The organism is Streptomyces sp. NPDC032745 (assembly GCF_055579465.1).
Genome location: NZ_JBVING010000004.1, coordinates 272,086 through 291,007, shown reverse-complemented (window position 1 = coordinate 291,007; position 18,922 = coordinate 272,086). Strand labels below are relative to the sequence as shown.

The window sequence follows — 18,922 nt, the reverse complement described above, 5'->3', positions numbered from 1 at the left end:
GCCCGGTCCCGGCCCGGTCCCGGCCCGGTCCCGGCCCGGTCCCGGCCCGGTCCCGGCCCGGTCCCGGCCCGGTCCCGGCCCGGCCGAACGTGCTCGGCCGGGCCCTTCAGGGGGTGCGGTCAGGCAGAGGCCGCGTCTGCGGACTGGGCCTTCAGGGCGCGTTCCACGCCCGAGCGGGACTCCGAGACCAGGCGGCGCAGGGCCGCGTTCGGCTCCGCCGAGGCCAGCCAGGCGTCCGTCGCCGCCAGGGTCTCCGGGGAGACCTGCAGCGACGGGTACAGGCCCACCGCGATCTGCTGGGCGATCTCGTGGCTGCGGTTCTCCCAGATCCCCTTGATCACCGCGAAGTACTTCTCGGTGTACGGGGCCAGCAGCTCACGCTGGTCGGTCTGGACGAAGCCGCCGATCACGGCCTCCTGCACCGCGTTCGGCAGGTCCGCCGAGTCCACGACCGAGGCCCACGCCTCGGCCTTGGCCTCCGCCGTCGGACGCGCGGCCCGCGCGGTGGCCGCATGGCGCTCGCCCGCCGCCGTGCGGTCGCGCTCCAGCTCCGCCGCGATGGCCGGCTCGTCCAGGACACCCGTGGCGACCAGGCGCTCCAGGAACGCCCACCGCAGCTCGGTGTCGACGACCAGGCCCTCGACCTCCGCCGCACCGTCCAGCAGCGCGGACAGGTAGGTCAGCTGCCCCTCGGTGCGGGCCGTGGCCGCGAACGCGCGGGCCCACGCCAGCTGGTGGTCGCTGCCCGGCTCGGCGCCGCGCAGGTGCTCCAGGGTCGCCTCGGTCCAGGTCGCCAGGCCCTGCTCCCGCCACGCCGGGTCGGCGTACAGGTCGACGGCCAGCTTCACCTGCCGGTGCAGCGACTGGACGACGCCGATGTCCGACTCCTTGCCGATGCCCGACAGGACGAGGGCGAGGTAGTCGCGCGTGGCCAGTTCGCCGTCGCGGGTCATGTCCCACGCCGAGGCCCAGCACAGCGCCCGCGGCAGCGACTCGGTGAAGTCGCCCAGGTGCGCGGTGACGTTGGCGAGGGAGACCTCGTCCAGGCGGACCTTGGCGTACGACAGGTCGTCGTCGTTCAGCAGGACGACCGCCGGACGGGCCCGGCCGACCAGCTCCGGCACCTCCGTCAGCTCGCCGTCGATGTCCAGCTCGATCCGGTCCGTACGGACGAGCTTGCCGCCGTCCAGGTCGTACAGGCCGATCGCGATCCGGTGCGGCCGGAGCGTCGGCTCGCCCTTCGCGCCCGCGGGCAGCGCCGGGGCCTCCTGGCGCACGGCGAACGCGGTGATGTTCCCGGCCGCGTCCGTCTCGATCGCGGGGCGCAGGATGTTGATGCCGGCCGTCTCCAGCCATGCCTTCGACCAGGTGGTCAGGTCGCGGCCCGAGGTCTCCTCGAGGGCGCCCAGCAGGTCCGACAGGCGCGTGTTCCCGAACGCGTGCGCCTTGAAGTACGCCTGCACGCCCTTGAAGAAGGCCTCCGTGCCCACGTAGGCGACGAGCTGCTTGAGCACCGAGGCGCCCTTGGCGTACGTGATGCCGTCGAAGTTGACCAGGACGTCGTCCAGGTCACGGATGTCGGCCATGATCGGGTGCGTGGACGGCAGCTGGTCCTGCCGGTACGCCCAGGTCTTCATCGAGTTGGCGAAGCTGGTCCACGCGTGCGGCCACTTCGTGCCCTCGGCGTACGCCTGGCAGGCGATCGAGGTGTACGTCGCGAACGACTCGTTCAGCCACAGGTCGTTCCACCACTCCATGGTGACCAGGTCGCCGAACCACATGTGCGCGAGCTCGTGGAGGATCGTCTCGGCGCGGGCCTCGTACGCCGCGTCCGTCACCTTCGAGCGGAAGACGTACTGGTCGCGAATGGTGACCGCGCCCGCGTTCTCCATCGCACCCGCGTTGAACTCGGGAACGAAGAGCTGGTCGTACTTGGCGAACGGGTAGTCGTACGCGAACTTCTCCTGGAACCAGTCGAAGCCCTGACGCGTGACTGCGAAGATCGCGTCGGCGTCCAGGAACTCGGCGAGCGACGGCCGGCAGTAGATGCCGAGCGGCACCGACTGGCCGTTCGGGCCCTCGTACGAGCTGTGCACCGCGTGGTACGGGCCGACGATCAGCGCCGTGATGTACGTGGAGATGCGCGGCGTCGGCTCGAAGCGCCAGACGTTGTCCTTGACGTCCGCAGCCTCGGCCCCCTCAGGAATGTCCCGCGGGGAGTTCGAGATGACCGTCCAGCCCTCGGGGGCCGTCACGGTGAACTGGAACGTCGCCTTCAGGTCGGGCTGCTCGAAGCTGGCGAACACGCGACGCGCGTCCGGCACCTCGAACTGGGTGTACAGGTAGGCCTGCTGGTCGACCGGGTCGACGAAGCGGTGCAGGCCCTCGCCCGTGTTGGTGTACGCGCAGTCCGCGACGACCTTCAGCTCGTTGGCCCCGGCCGCGAGGCGCTTCAGCGCGATGCGCGAGTCCCGGAAGACCTCGGCCACGTCCAGCGGCTCGCCGTTCAGGACGACCTCGTGCACGGCCGGAGCGACCAGGTCGATGAAGGTCTCCGCGCCCGCCTCGGCGGACTGGAAGCGCACGGTGGTCACGGAGGGGTACGTGCCGCCCTCCTGCGCCCCGCTCAGGTCGAGGTCGATCTCGTACGAGTCGACGCTGAGCAGCTTCGCCCGCTGCTGAGCCTCTTCACGGGTCAGATTCGTGCCAGGCACGCGTTCATCTCCTTCGATGGTGACGTTGCCCCGCCATCCTTCCACGTGGCGCAGACCAGGCGCCCTGGAGTAATCCACGGGCGAAACGCGGCGTCCGATTTCCGCCAGCTTCGCCGGGTCCGGGCGTGCACCCTGGACCGCATGACCACGCAACCGGCGCCCCGACCGGCGCTCCACGCCGTACGCCCCCTCGCCCCCGCCGCCCTCGCCGGCCTGCGCGTCCGTGACGACGCCGGCCGGCCCTGCCTGCCCTACGAGGACCCCGAGGGCGGAGCCCCGCTGCGCTGCTGCCTGCGCCGCAGCCACCCCGGGGAGCGGATCGCCCTCGTCTCGTACGCACCGCTGCGCCGCTGGGCCGCCGAGACAGGCGCCGACCCGGGCGCGTACGACGAGCAGGGCCCGGTTTTCATCCACGCCGCCGACTGCGGCGGCCCTGCCGACGCCCCCGGATACCCCTTCGCCCACCCCGGCGCCCTGCGCACGGCGCGCCGCTACGACGCCGGGGGCCGCATCCTCGGCGGCCGCGCCCTGTCCCTCGGCGAGGACCCCGACGCGGTGCTGGAGGAGGCGCTGGCCGAGGCCTTCGCCGACCCGGAGGTCGCCCTCGTGCACGTCCGCGCCGCCGAGTTCGGCTGCTTCCTCTTCGAGGTCCGCAGGCCCTGACGGCCGGCGGGAACGCGTGAGGGGCGGCACCGGCCGGTGCCGCCCCTCACGCGTGGCCGAAGGCTCAGCCGCGCAGTTCCTCGGCGACGAGCTCGGCGATCTGGACCGCGTTCAGGGCCGCGCCCTTGCGCAGGTTGTCGTTCGAGAGGAACAGCGCGAGGCCGTTCTCGACCGTCTCGTCGACGCGGATGCGGCCGACGTACGAGGCGTCCTTGCCCGCCGCCTGCAGGGGGGTCGGGATCTCGGAGAGCTCGACGCCCGGGGCGTCCGCCAGCAGCTCGTACGCGCGCTCCACGCTGATCGGGCTCGCGAAGCGGGCGTTGACCTGCAGGGAGTGGCCCGAGAAGACCGGCACGCGCACGCAGGTGCCGGAGACCTTGAGCTCGGGGATCTCCAGGATCTTGCGGGACTCGTTGCGGAGCTTCTGCTCCTCGTCGGTCTCGAAGGAGCCGTCGTCGACCAGGTTGCCCGCGAGCGGGACCACGTTGTACGCGATGGGGCGCTTGTAGACGGCCGGCTCCGGGAAGTCCACGGCGCCACCGTCGAAGGTCAGCTGGTCGGCGGCCTCGGAGACGGCGCAGGCCTGGCCCTTGAGCTCGGCGACACCGGCCAGGCCCGAGCCGGAGACGGCCTGGTAGGTGGTGGCGACCATGGCGGTCAGCCCGGCCTCCTCGTGCAGCGGGCGCAGCACCGGCATCGCGGCCATGGTGGTGCAGTTCGGGTTCGCGATGATGCCCTTGGGGCGGTTCTTGATCGCGTGCGGGTTCACCTCGGAGACGACGAGGGGGACGTCGGGGTCGCGGCGCCACGCGGAGGAGTTGTCGATCACGACCGCACCCTGGGAGGCGACCTTCTCGGCGAGGGCCTTGGACGTCGAGCCGCCCGCGGAGAAGAGCACGATGTCCAGGCCGGAGTAGTCGGCCGTGGAGGCGTCCTCGATGGTGATCTCCTTGCCCTCCCACTCGAGGGTCGAGCCCGCGGAACGGGCCGAGGCGAACAGCCGCAGCTCGTCCACCGGGAACTTGCGCTCGGCGAGGATGCCGCGCATGACTCCGCCGACCTGTCCGGTGGCTCCGACGATTCCGACCCTCACGGTGACTCCTTCTGCTACGTACGACGCGGGCGCGTGGAGCCATCATGCGTTCGACCCCACGAGGCTTGTCCAATCCATTGTCCGAGGAACGGACGGTGTCCCGGATGTGAACCCGCGTGACACGTTCGTGGCGGCTGTGTTGCACCCCCGCTGAGCGCCCGTTTTGCCAGGTCACGGCCGGTTACGGTCGGGTCGGTCGCGTCCGGTATCCGGACGGGCCGTCCGCACACCGAACTCGGGGAGAACCGCCGTGCGCGCCATCCGCCACCGCCACCGCCACCACCGCCGGTCCATACCGGCGCTCGCCGCCCTCGCGGCCGCCGCCGTGGCCGCACCCGTCCTGCTGACCGCCGCCCCGGCGGCCGCCCACCCGCACGAGGGCAGGCTGGCCAGGGAACTGGTGGCGGAGGTCACCGCCCGCGGTGCCTACCGCCACCTGGCGAAGTTCCAGCAGATCGCCGAGGCCAACGGCGGCAACCGCGCCGCCGGCACGCCCGGCCACGCCGCCTCGGCCGCCTATGTCCACGACACCCTCGCGAAGGCCGGGTACCAGGTCGCGTACCAGGACTTCGAGATCCACGAGGCGCACACGAAGACGGAGAAGACCACCGTCCTCGGCGCCGACCCGCGGGAGCTGGCCACCGCCGCCTTCACCTTCACGAAGCCGACCCCGGCCGGCGGACTGACCGCCCCGATCGCCCTCGCCCGGGTCGACGAGACCCCGGGCTGCGACGCCGCGGACTATCCGGGAGGGGCCTTCGCCGGGAAGATCGCCCTGGTCAAGCGGGGTGCCTGCACCTTCGTCGAGAAGCAGAAGGCCGCCGCCGCGGCCGGCGCGCTCGGCGTGATCGTCTACAACCACAGCGGCACCACCCCGGTCCGGGGCGGGTTCTCCTCACCCGCCGAGGGGATCATCCCGAGCGCCGGAATCACCCTCGCCGACGGCGAGGCACTGTCCGCGGCCGCGGCCGCGGGAGAGGTGACCGTACGCCTGGACCTGGACCAGGAGCACGTGAAGAAGACCACCCGCAACGTGATCGCCGAGACCAGGGGCGGCCGCTCCGACCGTGTCGTCACGGTCGGCGGCCACCTGGACTCGGTCCCCGAGGGCCCGGGCATCAACGACAACGGCTCCGGCTCGGCCGGCCTGCTGGAGGTGGCGCTGAAGCTCGCGGAAGAGGGCGCCAACAAGAAGGGGAAGGGGCCCGCCAACAAGGTCCGCTTCGCCTGGTGGTCGGCGGAGGAGCTCGGCCTGCTGGGATCCGAGCACTACGTGGCGCAGCTGTCGCAGAAGCAGAAGAAGGACATCGCGCTCTACCTGAACTTCGACATGATCGCCTCGCCGAACCCGGTCCAGTTCGTCTACGACGGCGACGACTCGGACAAGACCGGTGAAGGCGCCGGCCCGGCCGGCTCGGCGCAGATCGAGGCGCTCGTCAACGGCTTCCTCGACCGCAAGGGCAAGCCGCACGAGGGCAGTGACTTCGACGGCCGTTCCGACTACGGCCCGTTCATCGCGAACGGCATCCCGGCCGGCGGCACCTTCACCGGCGCCGAGGGCATCAAGACCGCCGAGCAGGCCCTGCGTTACGGCGGCACGGCCGGGGCCCCGTACGACCCGAACTACCACGGGGCGGGCGACACCCTGAAGAACCTGGACCTGAAGGCCTTCGACACCAACCTGGACGTCATCGCCCACGCGGTCGGCACCTATGCCCAGGACCTGAGCTCGCTGGGCAGGTAGCCCGCGGCCCGCAGGAGCGGAAAGCCCGAAGGGGCGGTGCTCGTCAGAGCACCGCCCCTTCAGTGTGGATCCGTGGATCAGTGGATCCGTGGATCCGGTGGTACTACGGGGTGACCTTCTCGATCTGGACGCTGCCGGTGCCGGCGGCGGTGCCGCGGGCGTTGAGCAGCTTGACCTCGCCGAAGAACTGGCGGCCCTCGGGGGCCGGAGCGGCGGCGAGGACGTTCGCCGTGACGGACGCCGAGGCGCCGTTGGCGAGGTTCACCGCGGCGCCCTCGTCGACCTGGACGGAGCCCAGGGCGGACGAGAAGTACACGTCGCGGTAGTTGAACGTGGTGGACCCGGACGGAACGGCGTAGCCGTCCACCTGGATGGTGTAGGTACCGGCGGCCGGGTTGAGCAGGGTCACGGCCTCCTCGGAGTCGCCGTCGGCGGAGGAACCGACCTTCACACCGTCCTTGAGGACGGTGAGGTCGAGGTCGGCACCGGTGTCGGAGACACCGCCGATGGCCACGTCCAGGCGGGAGACGCCCTCACCGATGGTGACGGTGCTCGTCTGGGTCTCGCCGTTCGCGATGGTCGGCTTGGCGACCTTCGCGGAGCCGAGCGGGCCGCCCTGGAGCTTGCCGCCCGAGATGGCGGCGGCGTCGTTCTTGATCGTCCACTGGACCGGGGCCGGGGTGCCCTGCTTCACCTCGGGCAGGACCTTGACCGCCGGGTCGAAGGCCGCGCCGAGGACGCTGACGTCCAGCTTGAACGGGTTGTCGAGCAGCGGCGACGTACGGCGCGACTCGACCTCGATCTCCCAGACGCCCGGCTGCGGGTTCTCGTACGAGCGCAGGTCGGGGCGGCACTTGTTGGCCGGGTTGTCGTAGTTCGGGTAGCACATGGTGGTCGCGCTGTCCTCGACGCCCACACCGTACGGGTGGATCGAGATGAAGCGCGTCTGGCTGCCCGCCGCGAGACCGCCGAGGGCGACCTCGAGGGACTTCGCACCCTGCGGGACGGTGACGAAGTACGACTTGTGGCTGTTGCGCTGCACGGAGGAGGCGTCCGACAGCGTGAACGACGGCTTCGCCAGCGGGGTGGAGGCGACGACCGTGGTCAGGATCTGCTTGTCGATGCCCTCGGTGGTCTCGTCGTCCAGCTGCAGGATGCCGCTGTGGACGCCGGCCGTGGTGGGCTTGGCCTCGACCTTGATGGTGACCGGCTTGTTCAGCGGCAGCGTGACGTAGTCGTAGCCGCCGACGACCTTGAACGTGCCGTCGTTGTTGCGCCAGCTCAGGTTGTGCCGGGTGCCGTACTTGACGCCCGTGGTGCGGGTGACGACGACGTCGTAGACCTTCTTCTGGCCGACCTTGAGGCCGCCCTCGCGGTCGTAGAGGCCGGTGCCGAAGCCCGGGGTCTTCAGGAACTGGTCGATCGCGGTGTCGACCGGCGCCTTGACGGCGAACTCGTTCGCCTTGGCACCGCGCTGGATGGACTCCCACGCACCGTTGATGTCGATCAGACCCGCGCCCTGGGCGTGCGCCGGGACGTCGTCGATCTTCTTCGCGGTGCTGGTGAGCGCGACGCGCAGGCCCGCCGGGGTGAGCGCGATGTGCTGCTGCTTCGCGGCCGAGATCAGCAGGGCGCTGGCGCCCGCCGCCTGCGGCGAGGACATCGAGGTGCCCTGCAGCATCGAGTAACCGGCCGGCAGGTTGTAGCCGGCCTCCTTCACCGGTCCGCCGGGCAGCCAGGTCTGCGTGGTGTTGATGGCGGCGCCGGGGGCGGTGATGGTCGGCGTGAAGCCGCCGTCCTCACGCGGACCGCGCGAGGAGAACGGGAACATGTTGTACTTCTTGGTCACGCCGGAGCCGTAGTTGGCGGCCCAGGTCTCCTTGGAGACCGCGGCACCCACGGAGATGACCTTGTCCGCGAGACCGGGGTCGCCGATGGTGTTGACACCGGGGCCCTCGTTGCCCGCCGAGATGACGAGCTGGACACCGTAGGTGTCGATGAGGTTCTTGTAGAGCTCGGCGCGGGCGTTGTTGCCGTCGTTCAGGGCCGGCAGGCCGCCGATGGACATGTTGACGATGTCCACACCGCGGTTGACGACGAGGTCGATCATGCCCTCGGTCAGCGCGACGTTGGTGCAGCCGCCGGACCAGGAGCAGGCGCGCGAGGAGACGATCTTCGCGCCGGGCGCCTCGCCGTTCATCTTGCCGCCGAAGAGGCTGTTGGCGGCGGTGATGCCGGCGACGTGCGTGCCGTGCTCGGACTCGATGATGCCGATGTTGACGAAGTCGGCCTTCTTGCCGACCCAGTCCCCGCCGAGCGGGTCCATCGGGACGTCCTTGCGGATCTGGATCACGAACGGGATGCGCTCGGCGACGTCGGTCGACGGGTTGTCCGTGCCGAAGTAGCCGATCTGGTAGCCGTCCTTGTACGGCTTCATCGGCTCGTTGTTCGTGAAGTCGCCGTCCTGGTCGGTGTCGACGCGGACGGTGCCGGCGGCGGCGTCGTAGAGCATGCCGAACCGGTCGGTGGTGTCCCCGTCCCGGTTGACGTCGCCCTTCATGTCACCGGTGGCGGTGATCGACTCGCTGAACCGGCTCCACTGGTACGAGCCCTCCGGAGCCTTCCAGCTCTGGCCGCCCGCGCTGAAGGTGCCGCCCGCGGCGGTGACCGGGGTGATCTGCGCGCGCCAGGTGGCGTCGTTGTCGGTGATCGGGTCGGTCGCGGTGACCCAGTCGACGATCTTGCGCTCGCCCGTGGTGGTCTTCTGGAGCGCCGGGTGGCCGAGGTCGACGCCCGAGTCCAGGATGCCGATGGTCACGCCGCGGCCGTCGGCCTGCGGGTTCTTGGCGACGAAGTCCACCGCACCGGTCTCGAAGGACGGGTTGTACGGGTTCTTCGCGGGGGTGTTCTTGTCCGGCCCCGGGTAGGTCTCGGAGGCGGTCTTCTTCGCCGAGCTCGATTCCTTGCCGCCGTCGGGGCGCGGGTCCGACAGCTGGATCTCGTGCTTGAGGTCCATGGCGTGCACCGAGGACAGCTTGGCGGCCGCCTTCAGCGCGGCCTCGGCCTTGCCGGTGGGCAGCGTGGCCCGCACGTAGCCGAGCTTGTCGTCGGTCTTGCCGACCGAGGCGCCCTGGACCGCGGTGAGCTGGTCGGCGACCTGCTTGGTCTGGCCGGGGGCGGTGGCCACCATGACGGTGACGGTCGCTTCACCCTTGGCCTTGGCCTCCTGAAGCAGCTCGGCGTCCGCCGAACCGAGCTTCTGGTCGGCCGACTTGACGGCCGGGCCGGTGCCCGGGGTGCCGGCCGCGGGGCCGGTGGCCGCGAACACGGGCATCGCGCCCGCGGTCGCGAGCGCGGCGACCAGACCGGCCGCGGCCGCGACGCGTGCAACGCGTCTGGCCCCGGATATGGAGCTGGGGGATTCGAGGGTCATCAGCATCCCTGGATAAGTGAAAGATACGGTCCGGATTTCGGTGCCGGATGACCGGTCAGCTTTGCGCAAGTGACAGCTCTTTGGGGAGCGTTGTCTTGACCGAGACCTGACATGGCGGACTCCCGCCAGCTCAGGGGATGTGCCATCGAGGCCGTACCGGGGCGTACTCGTACGAATCGCAGGGGTTGGAGAGTTGCTTTGTCGACTTCCCGACCTCTTGGCGGAGGTGCGGCGGTGCCCGGTCTCAGACCGGGTGTGACAACTTCCGGCTTCTCAGCGCTCGCGCGTGCGCGCGTAGTGCTCGCGGATCCGCTCGGGCGCCGAGACCAGCAGCTCCAGGTAGTCGCGGGCGGCCGTCCAGGCCGGACCCCAGGTCGGGTCGTCGAACTCGGCCCGCTCGCCCGGCCCCTCGGCGGTCAGGGTGACCCGGATCCGTCCGTGCTCCAGGACGGCGTCGATCAGGGCGCGGGCACTCGCGTCGGCCGGGTCCGCGACGGCGCGGGCCAGCGCCTCGCGGGCGGTCAGCAGGTGGACGAGGGTCGCGGCGTCGGCGCGGAAGCGGTCGGCCAGCCCGGTGGTGCGCAGCCAGATCGCGAGCCCCTCGACCCGGGTCAGCCCGAAGGCCCCGGCGAAGAGGTCGGCGGGCACGCCGTCCTGGTTCCAGCGCGTGTTCAGCAGGTCCAGGGCGATCGGTCCGCCCGTCAGCGGGCGGGGGTCCGCCGCCTGTGTCGCCATCCCACCGCTCCTCCGTGCACGCCTGTCAGCGCTCGAAGCGTACGTGACCGGCCGGCGCCGGCCGCCCTTCACCGGGGGAGTACGACCAGGTAGGCGGCGGGCTCGCGGTCGGAGGACGCCGTCAGGGCGGTCCGGACGACCGCGGCCTGCTGCTCGGGCCAGTCGCGGAGCTTGCGCGGGGTGATGTGCAGGACGGTCACCCCGAGCCGCTCCAGGGCCTCCCGCTTGCGGACGGCCTCCGAGAACTGCTCGTCCTCGCCCTGCCGGGGTGCGCGGGTGTCGATCTCCACGGCGACGGCCTGCTCGGGCCAGAAGGCGTCGACCCCGCCCAGGTGCGGGCCGCCGGGCAGGCGCAGGTCCACGTTCCAGACCGGCTCGGGGAGCTCGTGGCCCCGTACGAGCTGGTACAGCCGGTCCTCGGCGATGGCCCGGCCCTCGGCGAGCAGGGACTCGACGGCGTCCACCACGTGGGGACGGTTCAGCAGCCGGGCCACCGTCAGCTCCCGTACGACGGCGGCGGGTTCGCAGTGCCCGCCGCGGACGGCCTCGCTCAGCAGGCGGCGTACCGTGCCCGCGTCGGAGAGCTGGGTGACGGCGTCGGCCACGGCCCGGGCCACGGGCGCGACGGGCAGTCCGGTCACCTGCTGCGCGCGGGGCGGGGTGTGCGACCGCACGATCCGTACGGTGCCGACGGAGCGGAGCCGGCGGGTGTGGGGCACCAGCACGTCGATCTGCACGAGGGCCGTCAGCGCGGGGGCGGAGCCGAACCGGTACAGCGCGAGGGCCGCCAGTCCGGTGATCATGGCCTCGCCGCCGCGGCGGCCCGCGTACAGCAGGGCGGCGTGCAGGCGCTCCTCGCTGGTCGCGGCGCCCGGGTGGAGCAGGAACACCCCCGGCAGGATCTCCTGCCAGGGCCGTGCGGCGGCGTCGGAGGCGCTCACGCCGTGCTCGCGGAGCTGGGCGAGGCTCAGCACGCGGGGGCGGCTACCGCTGAGGTGGGCGAGGGGGAGGGGTGCGTTGTGGTTCATGCGGCGGAGATTCCCGCTCGCCGGGGCCCTGCTAACCCCTGTTACCTTCCCGTCGACAAATCCGGACAAGACCGCACTAAAGTACGGCCGTTCGAAAGCCGATACCGCCGTTCGCTTCCGTCGGCGGGGCCGGAGGTCCGGCCCCGCCGACGGGAGGGCTAGACCGCGGCGGCCGCCGCGTCGCAGGCCTGCGCGCGCAGGGCGCGGGCCAGGTCGTCACGGGCCTCCAGCACCAGGCGGCGCAGCGCGGGCGGAGCCGACTCGTGGGCCGACAGCCAGGCGTCCGTCGCGGCCAGCGTGGCCGGCGAGTCCTCCAGCGACGGGTACAGCCCCTTCACCACGTGCATGCCGATCTGGATCGAACGCTCCGCCCAGATCCGCTCGATCACCTCGAAGTAGCGCTCCGCGTAAGGCGCCAGCAGCGCCCGCTGCGAAGGCTGCTGCATACCGGCGATCGTCGCCTCCACCAGCGCGTTCGACAGCGCGTCGGATTCGACCACCGCCGCCCACGCCTGGTCCTTGACCGCCTCGGACGGCCGCGCCGCCAGGCACCGCACCTGGTGCCGCTTGCCCGAAGCCGTGTCGTCCCGCGCCAGTTCCGCCGTCAGCACCGCCTCGTCCACGGCGCCGTGCGCGGCCAGCGGCAGCAGGAAGTCCCACCGCAGCTCCTGGTCCACGTCCAGCCCGTCGATCCGCGCCGACCCGTCCAGCAGGCCCAGCAGCAGCTGGAAGTCGCCCTCCGTCGCCGAGCTCGCCGCGAAGAAGCGGGCCCAGGTCAGCTGGTGCTCCGACCCCGGCTCCGCCAGCCGCAACTCCTGCAGCGCGACCGCCGACAGCACCCGGCCGCCCTGCTCGCGCCAGCCGGCCGCCGCGTAGTGCGTGACCGCGGTCAGCGCCTGCGCGTGCACCATCTGCAGCACGCCGACGTCCGTCTCACGGCCCGCGTGGGCCAGTACCAGCGAGACGAAGTCGCGCGCCGGCATCAGCCCGTCCCGCGTCAGGTTCCACAGCGCCGACCAGCACAGCGCCCGCGCCAGCGGATCCGCCACGTCCCCCAGCCGCACCCGCAGGGTCTCCAGCGAGCCCTCGTCGAAGCGCATCTTGCAGTAGGTGAGGTCCTCGTCGTTGACGAGCACCAGGTCGGGCCGCTCCTGCCCGGCCAGCTCCGCAACGACCGTCCGGACCCCCGCCACGTCCGCCTCGGCCTGCGCGTAGCGCACCAGCGAGCCGTCCTCCAGCCGGTACAGGCCGACCGCGACCCGGTGCGGGCGAAGCTCCTCGCCCTCCTGGACCACCGCCAGCTCGGTCACCCGGCCGCCCGCGTCGTACGTCACCACCGGCGTCAGCACGTTCACGCCGGCCGTCTGCAGCCACGCCCGCGACCACTCGGCCATGTCCCGGCCGGAGACCTCCCCGAGGACCGCCAGCAGGTCGTCCAGCGTGGTGTTCCCGTACGCGTTGGCCTTGAAGTAGCGCCGCGCGCCCTCGAGGAACGCGTCCCGCCCCACGTACGCCACCAGCTGCTTGAGCACCGCCGCGCCCTTGGCGTACGTGATGCCGTCGAAGTTGAGCTTCGCGTCCTCCAGGTCACGGATGTCGGCCGTGATCGGGTGCGTGGAGGGCAGCTGGTCGGCCCGGTACGCCCACGCCTTGCGGCTGTTGGCGAAGGTCACCCACGCCTGGTCGAACCGGGTCGCGTCCACCTGCGAGAAGGAGCCCATGAAGTCCGCGAAGGACTCCTTCAGCCACAGGTCGTCCCACCACTTCATGGTGACGAGGTCGCCGAACCACATGTGGGCCATCTCGTGCAGGATCGTGTTGCAGCGGCGCTCGTACGCGGCCCGCGTCACCTTCCCGCGGAAGATGTACTCCTCGCGGAAGGTCACCATCCCCGGGTTCTCCATCGCGCCCAGGTTGTACTCGGGCACGAAGGCCTGGTCGTACTTCCCGAAGGGGTACGGGTAGTCGAAGTGCTCGTGGAAGAAGTCGAAGCCCTGCTTGGTGACCAGGAAGACGTCGTCCGCGTCGAAGTGCTTCGCCAGCCCCTTGCGGCACATCGCGCCCAGCGGGATCGTCAGGTCCCCGCGCGTGTAGGTGTCCGTCACGTAGTGGTACGGGCCCGCCACCACGCACGTGATGTACGTGGAGATCGGCGCGGTCTCGGCGAACCGCCGCGTCTGTCCCTCGCGGGACTCCTCCGCGCCGTTGCTCCAGACCTGCCAGCCCTCCGGCGCGGTCACCTCGAAGCGGTAGGGCGCCTTCAGGTCGGGCTGCTCGAAGTTGGCGTACACCCGCCGGGCATCGGCCGGCTCGTACTGCGTGTAGAGGTAGACCTCGCCGTCCTCCGGGTCCACGAAGCGGTGCATGCCCTCGCCCGTCCGGCTGTACGCGCAGTTCGCGTCCACCACGAGGACGTTCTCGGAGGCCAGCCCGGTCAGGGCGATCCGCGCCCCGTCGAAGACGGCGGCCGGGTCCAACGCGCGCCCGTTGAGTGTGACGGAGTTCACCGACGGGGCGACGAGGTCCGCGAAGGTGGCCGAGCCGGGTGCCGCGGCCCGGAAGCGGATCGTGGTCACCGACCGGAAGGTCCGGGGGCCTTCGGCCGGTTCGGCCTCGTCCACGGCGGACCTCAGGTCGAGGACCACCTCGTACCCGTCGACGGACAGCAGCTCGGCCCGCTCACGGGCCTCGTCACGGGACAGATTCTCTCCGGGCACGTGCACTCCTTCGTGCGTGATCGCGATACCTGATCGAATCCTCCCACGGGGGAATGCGGACGGTCCTGGCCTGGTTGGCGAGGGGGAACAGGACGCGTGGTACCCAAGCGATACGAGGAGAGACATGGCCGACACCCAGGTGCGAGAGAAGACCCCGGTCGACTTCTGGTTCGACCCGCTCTGCCCCTGGGCCTGGATGACGTCCCGCTGGATGCTGGAGGTCGAGAAGGTCCGCGACGTCGAGGTGCGCTGGCACGTGATGAGCCTCGCCGTCCTCAACGAGAACAAGCTCGACGAACTGCCCGAGCACTACCGCGAAATCCTCGGCCCCAAGGGCTGGGCCCCGGTCCGCGTGGTCATCGCGGCCCAGCAGAAGCACGGTGACGAGATCACCGGCAAGCTCTACACCGCGCTCGGCACCCGGATCCACAACGAGGACAAGGGCGCGACCCGCGAGGTCATCGCCGAGGCGCTGGAGGAGGTCGGCCTGCCGGCCGAGCTGCTCGCCTACGCCGACTCCGACGAGTACGACCAGGTGCTGCGCGACTCCCACAACAACGGCATCGAGCGCGTCGGCCAGGAGGTCGGCACCCCGGTGATCTCCGTGCCCGGCGCCGAGGGCGACGAGGTGGCCTTCTTCGGGCCGGTCGTCACCCCGACCCCGCGCGGCGAGGCCGCGGCCCGGCTGTGGGACGGCACCCTGCTGGTCGCCTCCACCCCCGGCTTCTACGAGATCAAGCGCACCCGTACCAAGGGCCCGTCGTTCGAGTAGACCGCCCGGCGGACGCAGAAGGTACGGAAGACCCCCGCAAGTCACGTCCTTGCGGGGGTCTTCCGTTGGACACGCCCGCACGCGAAGGCTGAGAAGACGATCACGAGGCGGGCGGGCTCGGTGGGGCCGTGATCAGCCCTTGGCGGGGATCAGCAGCGGGGTGTTCGCCTTGGCGTCGGCGTAGCGCTTGGCCACGTCCTGCCAGTTGACGACGTTCCACATGGCCTCGATGAAGTCCACCTTCTGGTTCTTGTACTGCAGGTAGAAGGCGTGCTCCCAGGCGTCGAAGACCAGGATCGGCACCGAGGCCTGGCCGACGTTGCCCTGGTGGTCGTAGATCTGCTCGACGAGCAGGCGGCCGCTGACCGGCTCGTACGCGAGCACGCCCCAGCCGGAGCCCTGCGTGGCGGAGGACGCGAACGTCAGCTGCTTCCTGAACTTCGCGAAGGAGCCGAAGGACTCGGTGATGGCGTCCGCGAGCTCGCCGATGCCGTCCGCGGCGGTGGGCTCGCCGCCGCCCTCACCGGTCTTCGGGCTGGCCATGTTGTGCCAGTAGATGCTGTGCAGGATGTGGCCGGAGAGGTGGAAGGCCAGGTTCTTCTCCAGGCCGTTCAGCGCGCCCCAGTTCTCCTTGTCGCGCGCCTCCTCCAGCTGCTCCAGCGTGGTGTTGGCGCCGGCGACGTAGGCCGCGTGGTGCTTGTCGTGGTGCAGCTCGATGATCTGCGGGTTGATCACCGGCTCGAGCGCCGCGTAGTCGTACGGAAGCTCAGGAAGCGTGTAGATGGCCATGCGTGTTATCCGGTCCCCTCAGCGTGCCAACTGCTTATTGCAATCAATGCGCAACTGCACGCTAGCAGTATCTATTCCGCTGATCACGTAAGGGTCACCTGACCTCGTCGGGTGTGCCCCGGGTACGACGAAGGCGCTCCCCGTGCCCGGTGGCAAGGGGAGCGCCTTCGTCGTACGAGGGCCGGTCAGGCCCGGGCCGCAGCCCGGCGCTGCATCACGTAGCCGGTCGCCGCGAGGGCAAGGGTGAGGCCGCCGGTGAACACCACCTGGACCCGGGTGTCCTCGCCCAGGACCATCAGGACCAGGACCCCGGCCACCCCGGCCAGCGCCACCCAGGTCAGGTACGGGAAGCCCCACATCTTCACGACCAGCTTCTCGGGGGCCTCCCGCTCCAGCCGGCGCCGCAGCACGAACTGCGAGACGGCGATGAAGCCCCAGACGACGAGGATGACCCCGCCGACCATGTTCAGCAGCCACGCGAACAGGGTGTCCGGGTACCAGTACGACAGCAGCACGGTGACGAAGCCGAACCCGCAGGAGGCGAGCACCGCGCGGCGCGGCACCCGGCCGCTGACCTTGCCCAGCGCCTTGGGGCCCTGGCCGCGGGAGACGAGCGAGTGCGCCATCCGCGAGGAGCCGTAGATGTTGGCGTTCATCGCCGACAGCAGGGCGATCAGGATGACCACGTTCATGATCTCGCCGGCGGCCGGGATGCCCAGGTGGTCCAGGGTGGCGGCGTACGGGCCCTCCCCGGTCACCGCCGGGTCGTTCCACGGCAGCAGCGTGACGATGACCAGCATGGAGCCGACGTAGACGATCGCGATCCGCCACATGGTGGTCTTCACGGCCCGGGCCACGCCCTTGACGGGGTTGTCGGACTCGGCGGCCGCGATGGTCACCGTCTCCAGCCCGCCGTACGCGACGACCGAGGCCAGCAGTCCGACCAGCAGGCCGTCCATGCCGTTGGGCAGGAACCCGCCGTCGTGAAGCAGGTTGGCGGCGCCGGGGGAGGAGGTGCCGGGCATCAGGCCCAGGACGGCCAGCACGCCCAGGCCCAGGAACAGCGCGATCGCACCGATCTTGAGGGCGGCGAACCAGAACTCGAACTCGCCGAAATGGGAGACGGCGGCCAGGTTGGTGCCGCAGAACAGGGCCATGAAGGCCAGCACCCACATCCAGGACGGAGTGCCGGGGAACCAGCCGGTCATGATGTGCGCCGCGCCGATCGCCTCGATGGCCACGCCCACGCACAGCAGCGTCCAGAACATCCAGCCGGCCGTGAACCCGGCCCAGGGGCCGATCGCCCGGTCCGCGTGCACGGAGAACGAGCCGGAGGCGGGGTTCGCGGCGGACATCTCGCCGAGCATCCGCATCACGAACATCACGAGCAGCCCGGATGCGGCGTACGCGATCACGATCGAGGGACCCGCGGCGGCGATGCCGGCGCCGGAGCCGACGAAGAGGCCGGCGCCGATGACCCCGCCGAGGGCGATCATCGAGAGGTGTCGCTGCTTGAGGCCGTTGCCGAGGGGGGATCCGCCGTCGGCCGGCGCTGCCGTGCCGTGCTGCTGCTCGGGGGGTGTGATGGTGCTCTGACTCATGGGGACATACTGCCCACCGTCCGGTTATCGAACATTGGGTGTCCAATATCCGGACGGCGGGCAGGGCGGGCCCGAAGGCGTCAGGCCCGGCGCGCCCGGATCTCCCGCACCCACGCCACCACCAGGACGGCCGCGGCCGCACCGGTGGACCACAGCAGCTGCGGTCGCGCCGAGTCGTCGAACAGCATCAGCACCAGCACCGCCGCCATGCCGAGCAGCGCCGCCCACGTCAGGTACGGGAAGCACCACATCCGCAGCGTGAGGCGCTCCGGCATGTCCCGCTCCAGCGTGCGGCGCAGCTTCAGCTGCGAGACCGCGATCAGCGCCCACACGAACAGCAGCACCGCGCCGACCGCGTTGAGCATGTAGAGGAAGACCGTGTCCGGCCACAGCAGGTTCAGCACCACCGACACGAAGCCGAAGGACACCGAGGCGAACACGGCCCGGCGCGGCACTCCGCCGCCGGACACCTTCAGCAGCGCCTCGGGCGCCTCGCCGCGCTCGGCCAGCGAGAACACCATGCGGGAGGAGCCGTACAGGTTGGCGTTGAGCGCGGAGAGCAGCGCCACGAACACCACGATGTTCATGATCTGGCCGGCCGCCGGGATCCCGATGGAGTCCAGCACTGCGACATACGGGCTCTCGCCCGGCTTCAGCGAGTCCCACGGCAGCAGGGTGACGATGACCACCATCGAGCCGACGTAGAAGAAGAGGATGCGCCACACGGCGCTGCGCACCGCGCGGGCCACGGACTTGGCCGGGTCGTCGGACTCGGCGGCCGCGATGGTGACGACCTCCAGGCCGCCGAAGGCGAAGATGACGGCGAGCATGCCGGCCACCACCCCGCCGAAGCCCTCGGGGAAGAAGCCTCCCCGGCCGGTGAGGTTGGCCGTGCCGACCGGGTCCGTGTCCGGGAGCAGCCCGAAGACCGCGAGGGTGCCGAGGATGAGGAACAGCACGATCGCGCCGACCTTGAGGGCCGCGAACCAGAACTCGAACTCGCCGAAGTTCTTCACGGCGGCCAGGTTGCTCACGGTGAAGACCACCATGAAGACCAGCACCCAGACCCACTGGTCGACCGAGGGCAGCCAGCCGTTCGCGATCTTCGCCGCGCCGGTGGCCTCCACGGCCAGCACCACGACCAGAAGGAACCAGTAGAGCCAGCCCGCCGAGAAACCGGCCCAGCGGCCGAGCGCCCGCTCCGCGTACACGGAGAACGAGCCGGAGGCGGGCATCGCCGCCGACATCTCGCCGAGCGCGCGCATCACCAGCATGGCGAGGGCGCCCGCCAGCAGGTACGAGCAGATGATCGCCGGGCCGGCGATGCCGATGCCGGCGCCGGAGCCGACGAACAGCCCGGCGCCGATCACGCCGCCCAGACCCAGCATGGTCAGGTGGCGCTGCTTGAGACTGTGACTGAGGGGTTCCGCCGGCATCTCGGTCCCCGGAGTCGGGGTGGGCCCGGTGGGCGGTGCGGTGGGCAAGCGGTCGCGCATGAGTGGGTGCTCGTACTCTCGTGCTCGGCAGCGGCGGTGGGGGCTCCGCAGAGGATTGGCGGGACCCTACAGTCTCGCCGGACGGCGCCCCTCCGTGCAAAACGGACGTGTTGTCTGAATCTGGCTCGTGACGCGGA

11 protein-coding genes and 1 pseudogene are annotated in these 18,922 nt (G+C 70.9%); 3 read left to right on the top strand and 9 right to left on the bottom strand.

What is annotated here, in order from left to right:
• Positions 1-119: 119 nt before the first annotated feature.
• Complete coding sequence (gene pepN / locus ACZ5WG_RS12610) at positions 120-2,714, bottom strand: aminopeptidase N (RefSeq protein ID WP_468722674.1); 2,595 nt, start codon at positions 2,712-2,714, stop codon at positions 120-122.
• Between the two features lie 141 nt (positions 2,715-2,855).
• On the opposite strand from pepN (ACZ5WG_RS12610), the gene ACZ5WG_RS12605 reads away from it, so the two are divergent.
• On the top strand, positions 2,856-3,377 hold the full coding sequence (locus ACZ5WG_RS12605) for a DUF1203 domain-containing protein (protein WP_468722672.1): 522 nt from the start codon (positions 2,856-2,858) through the stop codon (positions 3,375-3,377).
• A gap of 64 nt (positions 3,378-3,441) precedes the next feature.
• On the opposite strand, the gene ACZ5WG_RS12600 is transcribed toward ACZ5WG_RS12605, so the two are convergent.
• Positions 3,442-4,470 (bottom strand): aspartate-semialdehyde dehydrogenase, encoded by a 1,029-nt coding sequence (locus ACZ5WG_RS12600; protein WP_468722671.1) that lies wholly within the window; start codon positions 4,468-4,470, stop codon positions 3,442-3,444.
• A gap of 250 nt (positions 4,471-4,720) precedes the next feature.
• Here ACZ5WG_RS12600 and ACZ5WG_RS12595 point away from each other — a divergent pair, with 250 nt between their 5' ends.
• Complete coding sequence (locus ACZ5WG_RS12595; protein ID WP_468722669.1) at positions 4,721-6,214, top strand: M28 family metallopeptidase; 1,494 nt, start codon at positions 4,721-4,723, stop codon at positions 6,212-6,214.
• Positions 6,215-6,317: 103 nt separating this feature from the next.
• Here ACZ5WG_RS12595 and ACZ5WG_RS12590 read toward each other — a convergent pair whose 3' ends face one another.
• The 4 genes and pseudogenes from ACZ5WG_RS12590 to pepN (ACZ5WG_RS12575) all read right to left on the bottom strand — a co-directional run bounded on the left by ACZ5WG_RS12590 (position 6,318) and on the right by pepN (ACZ5WG_RS12575) (position 14,127).
• The gene (locus ACZ5WG_RS12590) at positions 6,318-9,647 is read right to left on the bottom strand and encodes a S8 family serine peptidase (protein WP_468722668.1); all 3,330 of its coding nucleotides are present in this window, start codon (positions 9,645-9,647) and stop codon (positions 6,318-6,320) included.
• 303 nt (positions 9,648-9,950) lie between these two features.
• Positions 9,951-10,382 (bottom strand): annotated as a pseudogene (locus tag ACZ5WG_RS12585) (ABATE domain-containing protein); the annotation flags it as partial.
• Positions 10,383-10,450: 68 nt separating this feature from the next.
• On the bottom strand, positions 10,451-11,410 hold the full coding sequence (locus ACZ5WG_RS12580) for a hypothetical protein (RefSeq protein WP_468722666.1): 960 nt from the start codon (positions 11,408-11,410) through the stop codon (positions 10,451-10,453).
• A gap of 158 nt (positions 11,411-11,568) precedes the next feature.
• On the bottom strand, positions 11,569-14,127 hold the full coding sequence (pepN, locus tag ACZ5WG_RS12575) for an aminopeptidase N (protein ID WP_468722664.1): 2,559 nt from the start codon (positions 14,125-14,127) through the stop codon (positions 11,569-11,571).
• A gap of 124 nt (positions 14,128-14,251) precedes the next feature.
• On the opposite strand from pepN (ACZ5WG_RS12575), the gene ACZ5WG_RS12570 reads away from it, so the two are divergent.
• Entirely contained in the window at positions 14,252-14,899 is a 648-nt protein-coding gene (locus ACZ5WG_RS12570) for a mycothiol-dependent nitroreductase Rv2466c family protein (protein WP_468722662.1), read from the top strand.
• Positions 14,900-15,031: 132 nt separating this feature from the next.
• Here ACZ5WG_RS12570 and ACZ5WG_RS12565 read toward each other — a convergent pair whose 3' ends face one another.
• The 3 genes from ACZ5WG_RS12565 to ACZ5WG_RS12555 all read right to left on the bottom strand — a co-directional run bounded on the left by ACZ5WG_RS12565 (position 15,032) and on the right by ACZ5WG_RS12555 (position 18,785).
• On the bottom strand, positions 15,032-15,688 hold the full coding sequence (locus ACZ5WG_RS12565) for a superoxide dismutase (protein WP_266667030.1): 657 nt from the start codon (positions 15,686-15,688) through the stop codon (positions 15,032-15,034).
• Between the two features lie 185 nt (positions 15,689-15,873).
• Complete coding sequence (locus ACZ5WG_RS12560; RefSeq protein ID WP_468722660.1) at positions 15,874-17,289, bottom strand: amino acid permease; 1,416 nt, start codon at positions 17,287-17,289, stop codon at positions 15,874-15,876.
• 80 nt (positions 17,290-17,369) lie between these two features.
• Entirely contained in the window at positions 17,370-18,785 is a 1,416-nt protein-coding gene (locus tag ACZ5WG_RS12555) for an amino acid permease (RefSeq protein ID WP_468722658.1), read from the bottom strand.
• Positions 18,786-18,922: the final 137 nt, after the last annotated feature.

Excerpts from the sequence above, each read along its gene's own strand:
- ACZ5WG_RS12605 (WP_468722672.1), top strand. The coding sequence starts at position 2,856 with ATGACCACGCAACCGGCGCCCCGACCGGCGCTCCACGCCGTACGCCCC.
- ACZ5WG_RS12590 (WP_468722668.1), bottom strand. The coding sequence starts at position 9,647 with ATGACCCTCGAATCCCCCAGCTCCATATCCGGGGCCAGACGCGTTGCA.
- ACZ5WG_RS12580 (WP_468722666.1), bottom strand. The coding sequence starts at position 11,410 with ATGAACCACAACGCACCCCTCCCCCTCGCCCACCTCAGCGGTAGCCGC.
- ACZ5WG_RS12570 (WP_468722662.1), top strand. The coding sequence starts at position 14,252 with ATGGCCGACACCCAGGTGCGAGAGAAGACCCCGGTCGACTTCTGGTTC.
- ACZ5WG_RS12565 (WP_266667030.1), bottom strand. The coding sequence starts at position 15,688 with ATGGCCATCTACACGCTTCCTGAGCTTCCGTACGACTACGCGGCGCTC.
- ACZ5WG_RS12560 (WP_468722660.1), bottom strand. The coding sequence starts at position 17,289 with ATGAGTCAGAGCACCATCACACCCCCCGAGCAGCAGCACGGCACGGCA.
- ACZ5WG_RS12555 (WP_468722658.1), bottom strand. The coding sequence starts at position 18,785 with ATGCGCGACCGCTTGCCCACCGCACCGCCCACCGGGCCCACCCCGACT.